The organism is Pedobacter sp. GW821-FHT01D05, from assembly GCF_059422505.1.
Map to the genome: position 1 here is coordinate 458,133 of NZ_JBWKXA010000004.1, position 13,533 is coordinate 471,665.

The following is a 13,533-nucleotide window of genomic DNA, read 5'->3' on the forward strand; positions in this document are numbered from 1 at the left end:
TATGAAGAAAATATTCTTTTTTACCCTTGTCGGGATGGCAAGTTTGCAGCTTAAAGCGCAAAACATCGATAAAATTATCACCCGCGAATACACCGATCACCTGATTAAGACCTTAAGTGCCGATGATATGCAGGGGCGTGCAACTTTTACGCCAGGCATTGATAAAGCGGCTACTTTTATCGAATCTGAATTTAAAAAGATCGGTTTACAGCCTTTACCTGGCGAGAAAACTTTCCGTCAAACTTTTAACAAATACCAGGTTACCAACCAAAGTACGAGTGTTAAAATAGATGGTCAGGAAGTTGCACCTGCAAACATAATGGTTACGGGCGTTACCACAGAAAGTGTTACGCTAGATAAGTCGAACACCACTGTTGTTAAGTTAGACCCTGAAAAGCCTTTTGTAGCACAGTTCAGAACCATGCTGAACACTGATAAAAACCAGATCGTTTTAGTCGACAGTAAGTTTGCTGATCTTTTTAACCGTTATAAAGATCATTTCAGCAAACCTGCAACCGTTGATGAGAAAGATGTTAAAGCAACTACAAGCGCTGTGCAGGTTTTTGTTTTGGGCAAAGATGCCGCAACAGATTTTTCGGCAACATTTAAAAGTAAGGTAGATAAAATGCCTTTGTTTAATGTTGCAGGGGTAATTCCAGGTAAATCAAAAGCAAAAGAAATCGTGATTTTCTCAGGTCATTATGATCATTTAGGTTTTTTAAAAAGTGTTGATGGCGATAGTATTGCCAATGGTGCAGATGATGACGCTTCAGGTACGACGGCTATGATTGCCCTTGCCAAGTATTACAAAGCGCAGAAAAACAACGAGCGTACTTTAATCTTTGTTGCTTTTACCGCTGAAGAAATAGGCGGTTTTGGTGCAAAATATTTCTCAGAAAAACTAAATCCTGATGATGTAGTAGCCATGTTCAATATTGAGATGATTGGTAAGGATTCGAAATTTGGCAAGAATACTGCATTTATTACAGGTTATGAAAGATCTGATTTTGGGAAGATTTTACAAAAAAATTTAGCTGGGACCGAATTTACTTTCCATCCAGATCCATATCCGGATCAAAACTTATTCTATAGAAGTGATAATGCAACTTTAGCTGCTTTGGGCGTTCCGGCGCACACCATCAGTACCGATAAAATTGATATTGATAAATTGTACCATAGTGTGAAAGATGAATACAGCTCGTTAGATGTAGAAAATATTCTTTCTACCATCAAAGCCATTGCAAAGAGCGCAATTACCATTGTAAACGGAACGGATACCCCAACGAGGATTCCGAAATTGAAGAAATAATAAAACATTCAAAAACCTGATAGGTTTTTTGTAGCATGTCGTCATGCTGAATTTATTTCAGCATGACGACATGCTATTAAGACCCTGAAATAAATTCAGGGTGACGATCATATTTAAAACCGCGATGTTTGTACGAATCGAACAAAAAAATGGCCAGTGAAAATCATCACTGGCCATTGTTATTTTATAAGTCTTAGTAAGTAGATTACTTACTCAAGTACATCGATTTGTCTTTGTAAAGCTTGCGGAAGTAAGGATCTTCTAAATCTTTGATGAAACGGATCGCCTCACCTGTAGATTTCATTTCAGGACCTAATTCTTTCGCTACCTCAGGGAATTTTTCGTAAGAGAAAACCGGTTCTTTAATGGCATAACCTTTAAGTTTACGAACGATCGTGAAATCTTTCAGCTTCGCTACACCGAGCATAATTTTAGCAGCGATGTTAATGTATGGAACATCGTAAGCTTTTGCAATGAAAGGAACCGTACGCGATGCCCTTGGGTTTGCCTCGATTACATAAACTTTCTCATCCTTAATGGCGAACTGAATGTTTAATAAACCACGTACATCTAATGCCTTTGCAATTTTGACCGAGTATTCTTCCATTGCTTTAGTTACCGTTTCTGATAAGCTGAATGTAGGTAATACGGCAAATGAATCTCCTGAGTGGATACCGGCCGGCTCGATGTGCTCCATCATACCCACAATGTGTACATCCTCACCATCAGAAATCGAATCAGATTCTGCTTCTTCTGCCCTGTCTAAAAAGTGATCGATCAATACACGGTTGCCCGGTAAATCCCCTAGTAATTTTACTACTGCTTTTTCAAGGTCTTCATCGTTAATTACGATGCTCATGCCCTGTCCACCCAATACATAACTCGGACGCACCAATACCGGATAACCTACTTCGTTTGCTACAACGATTGCTTCTTCAGCATTCTCTGCAACACCATATTTTGGATAAGGAATGTCTAATTCTTTCAGCAGGTCTGAGAAACGGCCACGGTCTTCAGCGATATCCATATTCTCGAAAGATGTTCCGATAATTTTGATGCCTTTTTCGGTTAATTTCTCCGCCATTTTCAAAGCGGTCTGTCCACCCAATTGAACGATCACGCCCTCCGGTTTTTCCAGTTCAATGATTTCGCGAACATGTTCCCAGAAAACCGGCTCGAAATATAGTTTATCGGCCATGTTAAAATCTGTAGAAACCGTTTCAGGATTACAGTTAATCATGATGGCCTCGAAACCTGTTTCTTTAGCTGCCAATAAGCCGTGTACACAAGAGTAATCGAATTCGATACCCTGACCGATACGGTTAGGGCCTGAACCCAAAACAATTACCTTTTTCCTGTCAGATGAAACAGATTCGTTTTCCTCTTCGAAAGTAGAATAATAGTATGGTGTTTTGGCCGGGAACTCTGCAGCGCAGGTATCAACCATTTTATATACCCTGTTTATACCTAAAGCTTTACGGCGATCGTAAACTTCATCTTCGGTAACATTGCCTAACAACCAGGCGATCTGGATGTCAGAGAAGCCTTTTTGTTTAAGTGTTACGAAGAAATCTTGAGGGATATTGTTTAGTGAATATCTTTTTAGTTCAGTTTCGAGCAATACCAGCTCTTGGATCTGGTTTAAGAACCATTTATCGATTTTGGTTACCTTACGGATGGACTCCAGAGGTACGCCCATTGCCATAGCATCTTTTATTAAGAACAAACGGTTCCATGAAGCGTGCTCCAAACCGTCCATAATCTCTTCGATATTGCGCACCTGTCTGCCATCAGCACCTAAACCAGCGCGGTTGATCTCTAAACTCTGACAAGCTTTTTGCAAGGCTTCGATAAAAGTACGGCCAATTGCCATTACCTCACCAACCGATTTCATCTGCAGGCCAAGCTCTTTGTTAGCGCCTTTAAATTTATCGAAGTTCCAGCGTGGTATTTTAACAATTACGTAATCTAAAGTAGGTTCGAAATATGCTGAAGTAGTTTTTGTAATCTGATTTTCAATTTCATCCAGGTTGTAACCGATTGCTAGTTTTGCTGCAATTTTTGCAATTGGATAACCAGTTGCTTTACTTGCCAAAGCTGATGAACGTGATACGCGTGGATTAATTTCGATGGCGATAATTTCATCATTTACGGGGTTAACCGAAAACTGAACGTTACAGCCGCCGGCGAAATTACCGATTGCACGCATCATTTTGATCGCCTGGTTACGCATTTCCTGGTAACAACGATCAGATAAGGTCATTGCCGGCGCAACAGTAATCGAATCTCCTGTGTGGATACCCATCGGATCGAAGTTTTCGATCGAACAGATAATAATTACGTTATCATTGCTGTCTCTTAACAACTCTAACTCATATTCTTTCCAGCCTAAAACAGCTTTCTCTACCAATACTTCATGTGTTGGCGAAGCCTCTAAACCACGTTTTAAAGCGGCATCGAACTCTTCTTTTTTGTGCACGAAACCACCACCAGAACCACCTAAGGTATATGATGGACGGATTACCAGTGGGTAACCGATTTCTTGTGCTGCTTCTTTACCTTCTAAAAATGAGTTGGCAATTCTCGATTCTGCAACACCTACACCGATATCAACCATTAACTGGCGGAAAGCTTCGCGGTTTTCGGTCTTTTCAATTGCAGCAACATCTACACCAACTACTTTTACCCCGTATTTTTCCCAAACACCACGTTCTTCAGCTTCCTTACAAAGGTTCAATGCAGTTTGGCCGCCCATGGTAGGAAGTACCGCATCAATTCTAGGTAAATCTGCAGAGTCGATATGCTCTTGTAAAATAACCTCTATTGAATCAACAGTTAACGGGCGCAAGTAAACATGGTCGCCGATAACCTTATCCGTCATAATTGTAGCCGGATTGGAGTTGATAATGGAAACGGTAATCCCTTCTTCTTTTAAAGAAAGCGCTGCTTGCGAACCCGAGTAATCAAATTCACAGGCTTGGCCAATAATAATTGGTCCAGATCCGATAATCAGTACTGAGCGTATGGAAGTGTCTTTAGGCATGATAAAGCTTAAACAATAATTAAAATTCTAAAGTGTTGGTTCTTTTGAAACCCTGAAAGCAACGAGATTTTGTGCTTGTAAGAAGAAAAATCCCAACTGTTCTGTCGGGATGCAAAGATACATCTTTAGATGTGATTTTAAGGCGTTTTTTTTAAAATAAAAAAGAGCACCATTTAAGTGCTCTTTTTAGATTTTTCTTTTGAGAAATGAACTATTGTTGCAATTTAATTTCGCCCAAATCTGTGGTGGCGCTATCTTTTACGGCCACCTTTTCTATTACAGCATCTTTGTATGGTGCATTGGCTTTTACAACGACAGTATAAACGCCTTCTTTGAGGTTAGTAAAAATAAAAACACCTTGGCTAATCTGCGCTTTTAGCGTGTCTGTCGCCGCTACAAGCGAAACAGCAGAAGCCGCATCACCCGGCGTAATTTTTCCGATTATTCCACCCAATTTAATATTTGTAAAGGCAATTGAGCCTAAAGCAAATACAATGAGCAGAGATAATACAACACATAACTTTTTCATGGTATAACGTTTTAGTTGTTGATGTCTTAAATAAATAACACCATTTAGTACAAATAGTTTTAAATAATGAACACTAATTTTAGGATTGTACTATAAATTATACACGGCTGTAGAAATCAAATGTACGGTTTTATTATAAATGTTAATTAGTGTTAAAAGAATTTAGTAAAAGTGCGGCTATAGGTCAGAATTAAGTCACGAAGTTGTGATACTAGAAATATTGGCAATAATGTTGTAATAAGCAGAACATATATGCGTTTTGTATATACTTTAGACAATGATCTAAAGCTTCCTCCGCGGATTAGTTACCCGCCATGAGGATTTCTTCATAAATAGTTTGTTTGGTTTATTATCCGGTTAGAGGAGCCCTCCTCAACCGGATTTTTTCTTTTAAGGCTTTTTCCACTACATTTGACCGTATTCAGAAAACATATTGTGAATAAAAACATTAAAAAGATCGCTATTGTTGGCCCGGAAAGTACGGGAAAATCTACTATATCTCAATTGCTGGCAAAATATTATAAAGTTTCGTGGGTGCCAGAGTATGCCCGCTATTACTGCGAAAACCTGGTTGCCGATTATACCCTGCAAGATGAAGTGAACATGTATTACGGTCAGGTAGCTTTAGAAGATGCCATTTTAGTAACGACCGAAAGCGATTTTATTATTTGCGATACGACTTTTATTACGGTAAAGATCTGGAGCGATGAAGTATTAGGCGAAACACCACAGCTAGTGCTGGATGCACTGCCTGAGAGACCGTACGACCTGTATCTGTTAATGGACATCGATTTGCCCTGGCAAGACGATCCGCTGCGCGATTTCCCCGATAAGCGCGAATATTTTATGCAGGTTTGGCATAAGGAACTGAAAGCACTAAATGCGAATTATAAGGTAATTGGTGGATTGGGTGATGAGAGGTTAGAAAATGCAATTATGGCCATTGATGGATTTTTGGGAAGATAGAAGATTAGGATTCTTTTAATTTTTTTTGGAAATGATTGGCAGTAGCTTTTGGCTGCCAGCAGTCCCGCCATTCGCTAATTCCGATGAAGGATCGGAACCGCTACTGTCGGGTTTATTGAACAAAGATTGTTACCCTGGAGCTAAACAGGTTGTATCATATTTGTAATTCCATTCGAATTTGTCACGTTGAGCTTGTCGAAACGCCTTGAGCGGCATTTAACAGGCCCTTCGACAGGCTCAGGATGACAATCTATAATTATAATACAGTCCCTTAATCCATTAATATTTTTACCTACCTGGCCACCTAAACCCGATTGGAACGGATGCCGATTTTCTTTCAAAATTGGCAGGAGGGAAAGCGGGGCTGAAATTGCTAAAAGCTCAGAACCGCTCATTTCCCATTAATATTATTATTTTTTTATTTGGAAATGGAAGGGCAGTGTTTCATAGGTGCTGTGGTCCTGCCATCCGCTTTATCCCGATTGAAGAAATCGGGATGCCCGCTGCTGTCTGGTTTAGTTAACAGCGGTTTGCTACCGTGGTGCCTAAAACACTAAACGTTCCTATGGAACGAAAAAATAAAACATTTTTTTTCTACCAAGGAGTCGTCCCGATGGGACGATCTGTGAATATTATGCCTTTGCCGTCCCATCGGGACGATTCGTGGGTAGCCAATATTTAATTGGCGTTTTCGTTCCGTAGGAACGTTTGGTAACAATCCGCTAATATTTCTACATTCCTGGCCACCTAAACCCGATTGGAACGGATGCCGATTTTTCTTCAAAATTGGCAGGAGGGAAAGCGGGGCTGAAAAAGCCATGTACACTGAACCGTTCATTTTCTAATCCTAAGCACCAGCAAATTCATTAAGCTACGCCATAAAGCTGTCAATTTTATCCAATTACCCTATAAAGCTTCAAAAACCGTTCGAATTGCTAAATATTTTCTACATTTGCACCATCATTAGGGGTGCCTTGTTTAAATAAACACAAAAACAGGCTGAGATCATACCCATTTTGAGGTGAAAAGTAGAAGGTAAAAAGGTAGAGGGGTAATGCCATCAACCTTAAAACCCTCCAGCCATCCACCTCGAATGCACCTGATCCGGGTAATGCCGGCGTAGGGATTGGAGTTATGGAAGTTTAACTGAAAATCGGCAATGCCCCTTTTCCGATGGGTTTAACTAAAAACAATAAAATTGAAAAATTTACTTTTTGCAGCGCTTGTTGCAATGTTGCCCTTCTTTGTATCGGCACAAATTTCTGTTACAGGTAAGGTAACAGATCAAAACCAGCAGCCACTTCCAGGTGCTACGGTTAAATTGAGAAATCAAAAAACGGCAGTTGTAAGCGATGCCTCAGGAAATTACAGCATCACTAACCTCGTTAACGGCAAATACACTATTGTGGTAAGTTATGTAGGCTATAAAACAATCGAAAAAGCTGTAGAACTTAAACAGCCTACCACGCTGGATTTTAGCCTCTCGGCTCAAAATTTCCTGGCTGATGAGGTGATTGTTCGTGCAACACGGGCGACAGAAAAATCGGCTACTACCTATAAAAATATAGGTAAGGAAGAAATTCAGCAGAATAACTTTGGGCAGGATTTACCTTTCATCCTTCAGAACACACCGGGCGTTGTGGTTAATTCTGATGCTGGTGCTGGTGTAGGTTACACCGGGATCCGTATCCGCGGGAGCGACAATAGCAGGATCAACGTAACTGTAAATGGTATTCCGATCAACGATAGTGAAAGCCAGGGTACTTTTTATGTAAACATGCCCGATTTTGCTTCATCTGTAGATAACATACAGATTCAGCGCGGTGTAGGTACTTCAACCAATGGCGCAGGTGCATTCGGTGCGAGTTTAAATATCCAGACAACCGCCAGCGAAACGGAGCCTTATGCCGAAGTAAACAGCACTTACGGCAGTTTCAATACCTGGAAAAACACAGTTAAAGTTGGAACCGGTTTGATTAATAACCGCTTTAGCTTTGATGGCCGTTTATCGAGGATCAGCTCTGATGGTTATGTAGACCGTGGTTCATCACTGCTTAAATCGTATTTTCTATCTGGTGCCTATCACGGCAATAAAGACCTGCTGCGCGTTAATATTTTTTCAGGAAATGAGAAAACCTATCAATCGTGGAACGGTATTCCGCAATCACGTTTAGAAAATGACGTAGCCGGAATGAATGCCTATATTGCCAGAAACGGATTAGGTGCGGAAGATGCGGCAAACCTTCTAAATTCGGGAAGAACTTACAACAGTTTCTTGTACAATAACCAAACGGATAACTATACACAAAACCATTACCAGTTAATTTATGCCAGACAGTTTTCTGATCAGTTTTCTTTTAACGGCGCTTTACACTATACTAAAGGTGAAGGTTATTATGAAGAATACAGGGCACAGGATAAACTTAAAAATTATGGCTTAAATCCGGTTGTTATTCCGGGAGGAGTACCAGTTACCGAAACGGATTTAATCCGTCGACGTTGGTTAGATAACGATTTTTATGGTGTTACCTATGCCTTTAACTACGTGCCTCAAAAGAATTTAAGCTTTACTTTGGGCGGTGCATATAATGAATATAAAGGTGCTCACTTCGGGCAGGTGATCTGGGCCCAATATGCTTCAAATGGAAATATAGACAGGCACTATTATGATAACGATGGTTTTAAAACCGATTTTAACACTTATGGTAAAGTAAACTATAGTCCGGTAGAATCATTAAGCTTATTTGCCGACCTGCAGTACCGCCGGGTGTATTTCGATGTTGCCGGAACGGAAAACAAACTGAACACTTTGGCTATTAACGAAACCTTAAATTTCTTTAACCCAAAATTTGGGGCCACCTATTTTATCAATCCACAAAGCAATGTTTACGCCTCGTTTAGTGTAGCCAACAAAGAGCCTAACAGAGATGATTATACAGATGCTGCTGTGGGTGTTTCCCCAAAACCTGAGCGTTTGAATGATGTAGAATTAGGTTACCGTTTTAAAAATGATAAATTTAATATCGGTGCAAATGCCTATGGTATGTTTTATAAAAACCAATTGGTGGTTACCGGAAAAATAAATGATGTTGGCGGAAATTTCCGTCAGAATGTAGACAGAAGTTACCGTTTAGGGATTGAAGTAGACGGTTCATACACCATCTCTTCTCAATTTGTATTAAACGCCAATGCAGCATTGAGCAGAAACAAAATCAAGAACTTTACCGAATATTATGATGATTACGATAATGGTGGGCAGGTAGTAAACAACTACAAATTAACCGACATCTCCTATTCCCCAAATGCTGTTCTTTTTGGTGAACTGGTTTATAAACCTGTTAAGGGTTTTGCTGTAGCCTTACAGAGCAAATATGTAAGCAAACAATACCTGGATAATACCCAGAACAACGATAGAACCATTAATGGTTATTGGGTAAGCAATGCACGTTTGGGTTACGACTTTAAATTTGCAGGTGTTAAAAACATAAACTTTGGTTTATTGGTAAACAATGTTTTCGATAAGAAATACGAAAGCAACGGTTATACCTATGGCTACCAGGCAGGCGGAAGCAGGGTAACCGAAAACTTCTTTTACCCACAGGCAGGAACTAACTTTTTGCTAAGCTTGAACGTTAAGTTTTAAGAAAGGTTAAAGTTTAGTACTTTCGTCGTTGTGGGGCACGAAGCAATCTAATCCGCTAAATAGATTGCTTCGTGCCTCGCAATGACGATTTATAGATTATGAAATACATAGAGAAACTTCATTACATTACGCACGATATCCCACATTTAAGCCATATCGAACAGGCACAACAAGCCTGCGAGGCTGGCGCAAAATGGATCCAATACCGTTGCCTAAGCAAAAGTGATGAAGAACTCTTACAGGATATTAATGCAATAGCCGAAATCTGTGATGATTGGGGTACCACCTTAATCGTTACCGATCATGTTCATTTAAATGGAAAGGCCGATATTCAGGGCTTCCATATAGAAGATATGGATGCCAATTTTATCGCCCTGCGCAAACTGGTTGGCCATGATATTACCCTTGGAGGATCGGCAAATACAGTAGAAAATTTAATCAGACTTGCCCAGGAAGGAGCCGATTATGCTGGTTATGGTCCATTTGCAGAAACTGAAACCAAATCCAATAATTATACGCTTCTAGGTACCGAGGGCTATCAACAGGTTATAAAAGAATTGAAGGCTATGTCCGTCAATATTCCGATATTGGCTGTGGGCGGGATAAAAACCTACAATGTAGAAGCTTTAATGCAAACAGGTATTTATGGTATAGCTGTATCCGGAGCCATTAATTTTGCCGATGATTTTATCGAAGCCTATCAAGATTTTTACACATTAGTTAAAGAAAGCGCTGTTAATTAACATTTTAGAATTTGAAGCCCGTGGGATAATTTTTAGTTTTGGATAAAACCCAACTAAATATGTCTGAAAACGCTCTTCAAACCAATGCACCCTGGAACATTTATAAAAAAATCTCTTTCAGGTTCTTTTTCCTCCTCTTGTCTCTTTTCATTATCTTGAATAACAATGGAGCCTTTACGTTCCTATCAAGTATACTGCAGTTGCCAAATCTGGTATTGCACGATCTTATTCCCTGGTTCTCTAAAAACATTATCCACTACAATTACGATTTTACAATTTACACCAATGGAAGTGGCGACACCTCATATGATTGGGTATTGCTACTCTTTATATTTTTAGTATCGGTAATTGGTAGCATGATTTGGTCAGTTTTAGACCGCAAACGCAAAAGCTATAATTCAGCTTATTACTGGCTTGTGGTACTGGTAAGATTTTATTTAGCCTTTACCCTGATATTATACGGCGCTATAAAAGTAATCAAACTACAGTTTCCTGATCCTTCATTGATGAGGTTGCTTCAACCTTTCGGAAATGCATCGCCAATGGGCCTTGCGTGGACCTTCCTTGGCTTTTCTAAAGGTTACAATATCTTTATGGGCATTATTGAAGTTTCTGCCATTATGCTTTTGTTCCGTAGAACGGTTGTTGTGGGTGCCTTTCTATCCTTGGCCGCAACAGCGCATGTAATGTCGATGAATTATTTTTTCGACGTTCCTGTAAAACTACTCTCAACCGCACTTGTGGTGATGTGTGTTTTTATTTTGGCCCCACATTTCTTAAAACTATATCGCTTCTTTATCAGATATGAAAGCCAGCAGCTCGAAAAAATGTATCGGCCAAAATTTAAAAAGAGATGGCTTTACTTTACAGCTTATGGTGCAAAATACCTGTACATTACTGCTTCGCTGGTATTCTTGATATCATCATTAATTGAGCAGAGAAAAACTTATGGTAGTGCAGCACCTAAGCCATTTATGTATGGCATTTATAATGTTGAAAGTATGAAAGTGAAAGGTGAAACCTTGGCGCCTTTAACTACTGATAGTACGCGATGGAAACAGATGATTATTAATTATTCAGGCTATGTAAGGATAAAGAAGATGAACGATAGTTCTGCTAATTTCACTACTGTTTTTGATCAGAAGAAAAAAGAATTGTTACTAAAATCAACCGATAAAGACTCCACTAAATATGTTTTCAACTATAATGTTATTGGAAAAGATAGGCTGATTCTTTCAGGCCTAACAGAGAAAGATTCCATATCCGTAAGTTTTAAGCGAAAAGATCTTAAAGATTTTAAACTCATCAACAGGGGCTTCCATTGGGTGAGTGAATATCCATACAATCGTTAATCATTTTACTCCTAACTGATTCTTCCTTTACCGTACTTAAAGCGAAATTTCTATATTCGCAGTATGTCTTCACACCATATTGTAAAAGAAAAACAGGAGCCGGCTTTATACATCGATGAGCTTGGGGATTTTAATGAGGAGCTTTTGGGCCAACTGCTCGAATGGAGCCCTACGCTTTTGGTTAACGGAGAAAGTTACGATAAGATTTTTTCATTAGGCTTAAAGGTAGATGTGCTAGTAAATGGGAACGGACAGGAAACGCAAGAGGATACAAAAGTTATTCAGGGCCCTGTTGATGCTTTAATGGTTGCTATTAATTATTTGTACGAAGAGCGGTATCCCGCGGTAAATGTAATTGCGAAGAAATTTGATCTGGAGAAGTTTGCCGGATTTGAAGACAAAATTAATCTGGTGGTGTTTACTGAAAGGGCAAAACATTATCCAATCAAATCAGGTTTTTCTGTTTGGAAACCTGCAGGAAGTGAATTCCTGATCCATGGCAACCGATATATCGAAGTAACCAACCTGGTGCAGGATGAAGAAGAAATTTTTGCTGTAGTTAAAGATGGCTTTGTAGAATTTACCTTTTCAGGACAACCAATTTTTATTAGCGAACCCATATGATTACCCTCAGAAAAGCAAAAGAAGAAGATATAGAAATTATCAGGGATATTGCCGCGGCAACCTGGCCCTCAACCTACCTCGATATTATCGGGCAGGCACAGATTGATTACATGTTGAATAAAATGTACAACAAAGGAGAACTCCTAAAGCAATTTATGGAAGGGCATATTTTCCTGATTGCAGAGGAAGGCGAGAAGCAGTTCGGTTTTGCAGGATATTCTATTATTGGACACGAAGAGCGTATTTACAAACTGCACAAGCTTTATGTGCTGCCATCTGCACATGGCAAAGGTGTTGGGAAAATCTTAATTAACGAGGTTTTTAACCAGGTAAAAGATGCAGGGGGAAGTGCTTTACAATTGAACGTGAACAAACATAATAAAGCCAAGGATTTTTACTTAAAAGGAGGTTTTACCATTAAAGAATCGGTAAAACTTGATATAGGTGAAGGTTACTTTATGGATGATTATGTAATGGAATATAAATTCTAATTTATTCTTTTCAGGTTCAGGTAATATTCGCGGTCGCTTTTGTCAAAATGTTCTATAGCATAGCGCAGCATGGTGCGGGGCATTATTGCTGCATGTTTTTCTAAGAAAGCCATTAGCTGAACTTTATTTTTTGTGCCTGCCTGTCTGATCCAACCACCAACTGCTTTGTGGATCAGGTCTTCGCCATCATTTAAAAGGATTTCTGCTATACCAAAAGTATCGGTCAAATCGCCTTTACGGATAAAATAAGATGTGCTCACTATCGCTGTACGGCGCTGCCACATATTTTCAGAAACGGCTAATTGGTATAAAATAGCTCTTGGTTTATCAAATAAATAACTACCCACTACAAAACAGGCGGCACGGTCTACCAGGTCCCAATTGTTAATCCGGTCGTAGCGGTCAAGGTAAAGTTCAAAAAGGGCTTTCTTTACATTTTCACTTGTTTTTTTATCCCTTGCCCGAAAATCCATTATGCTTACCGCGCCTGCCCGGTGTTCATGAAGCGGGCTTTCCAACAGCTTTTCTATTTCCTGAACAGGCATGGCCACAAAAGCCTTGGCCACTTCGAAAACCTGCCCCATCCGAATGCCAATAAACTGATCTTCTGCTCCGTAATCGCCCTTCTCAGTTTTAAAATAACGGGTAATTTTTTCCAATTCTGTTTTAGATTGGTAGGTGCTTAATTTTTCAATAAAAGCAGTAGCTGTTAAATTTGCGGTTTGTTTGGGGATTTTCTCGACAGACATTATGCTCAGGTTTCCAGTTTAAATATACAAAAACAGAAAACCCGACCAGCATAATGTTGATCGGGTTTTCATAATTGAAGGGCT

General features: G+C 39.5%; 10 protein-coding genes. 7 read left to right on the forward strand and 3 right to left on the reverse strand.

Features of this window, described 5'->3' with window-relative positions; all coding sequences use genetic code 11:
- Nucleotide 1: 1 nt before the first annotated feature.
- On the forward strand, nt 2–1,309 hold the full coding sequence (locus AC07VK_RS16995; protein WP_492953681.1) for a M20/M25/M40 family metallo-hydrolase: 1,308 nt from the start codon (nt 2–4) through the stop codon (nt 1,307–1,309).
- Between the two features lie 205 nt (nt 1,310–1,514).
- On the opposite strand, the gene carB is transcribed toward AC07VK_RS16995, so the two are convergent.
- Together carB and AC07VK_RS17005 are read right to left on the reverse strand one after the other, a co-directional pair.
- The gene (gene carB, locus AC07VK_RS17000; protein WP_492953680.1) at nt 1,515–4,352 is read right to left on the reverse strand and encodes a carbamoyl-phosphate synthase large subunit; all 2,838 of its coding nucleotides are present in this window, start codon (nt 4,350–4,352) and stop codon (nt 1,515–1,517) included.
- A 211-nt stretch (nt 4,353–4,563) separates the two neighbouring features.
- Nucleotides 4,564–4,881: a carboxypeptidase regulatory-like domain-containing protein gene (locus tag AC07VK_RS17005; protein ID WP_492961947.1), complete on the reverse strand. Its 318-nt coding sequence runs from the start codon at nt 4,879–4,881 to the stop codon at nt 4,564–4,566.
- A 435-nt stretch (nt 4,882–5,316) separates the two neighbouring features.
- Between AC07VK_RS17005 and AC07VK_RS17010 the strand changes: the two genes are divergently transcribed.
- The 6 genes from AC07VK_RS17010 to AC07VK_RS17035 all read left to right on the forward strand — a co-directional run bounded on the left by AC07VK_RS17010 (nt 5,317) and on the right by AC07VK_RS17035 (nt 12,700).
- Nucleotides 5,317–5,847, forward strand: coding sequence for an AAA family ATPase (locus tag AC07VK_RS17010; protein ID WP_492953678.1), 531 nt, complete (start codon nt 5,317–5,319; stop codon nt 5,845–5,847).
- 1,198 nt (nt 5,848–7,045) lie between these two features.
- A complete protein-coding gene (locus AC07VK_RS17015) occupies nt 7,046–9,490 on the forward strand; it encodes a TonB-dependent receptor (protein ID WP_492961949.1) in 2,445 nt (814 codons plus the stop codon).
- A gap of 98 nt (nt 9,491–9,588) precedes the next feature.
- Complete coding sequence (locus AC07VK_RS17020; protein ID WP_492961951.1) at nt 9,589–10,233, forward strand: thiamine phosphate synthase; 645 nt, start codon at nt 9,589–9,591, stop codon at nt 10,231–10,233.
- Nucleotides 10,234–10,292: 59 nt separating this feature from the next.
- Complete coding sequence (locus AC07VK_RS17025) at nt 10,293–11,585, forward strand: hypothetical protein (RefSeq protein WP_492961953.1); 1,293 nt, start codon at nt 10,293–10,295, stop codon at nt 11,583–11,585.
- Between the two features lie 63 nt (nt 11,586–11,648).
- Nucleotides 11,649–12,209 (forward strand): thiamine pyrophosphokinase, encoded by a 561-nt coding sequence (locus tag AC07VK_RS17030; RefSeq protein ID WP_492961955.1) that lies wholly within the window; start codon nt 11,649–11,651, stop codon nt 12,207–12,209.
- Complete coding sequence (locus AC07VK_RS17035; protein ID WP_492953673.1) at nt 12,206–12,700, forward strand: GNAT family N-acetyltransferase; 495 nt, start codon at nt 12,206–12,208, stop codon at nt 12,698–12,700. Before AC07VK_RS17030 ends, AC07VK_RS17035 begins: the two co-directional genes overlap by 4 nt.
- On the opposite strand, the gene AC07VK_RS17040 is transcribed toward AC07VK_RS17035, so the two are convergent.
- Entirely contained in the window at nt 12,697–13,449 is a 753-nt protein-coding gene (locus AC07VK_RS17040; protein WP_492961957.1) for a DNA alkylation repair protein, read from the reverse strand. The genes AC07VK_RS17035 and AC07VK_RS17040 overlap by 4 nt on opposite strands.
- Between the last annotated feature and the right edge of the window lie 84 nt (nt 13,450–13,533).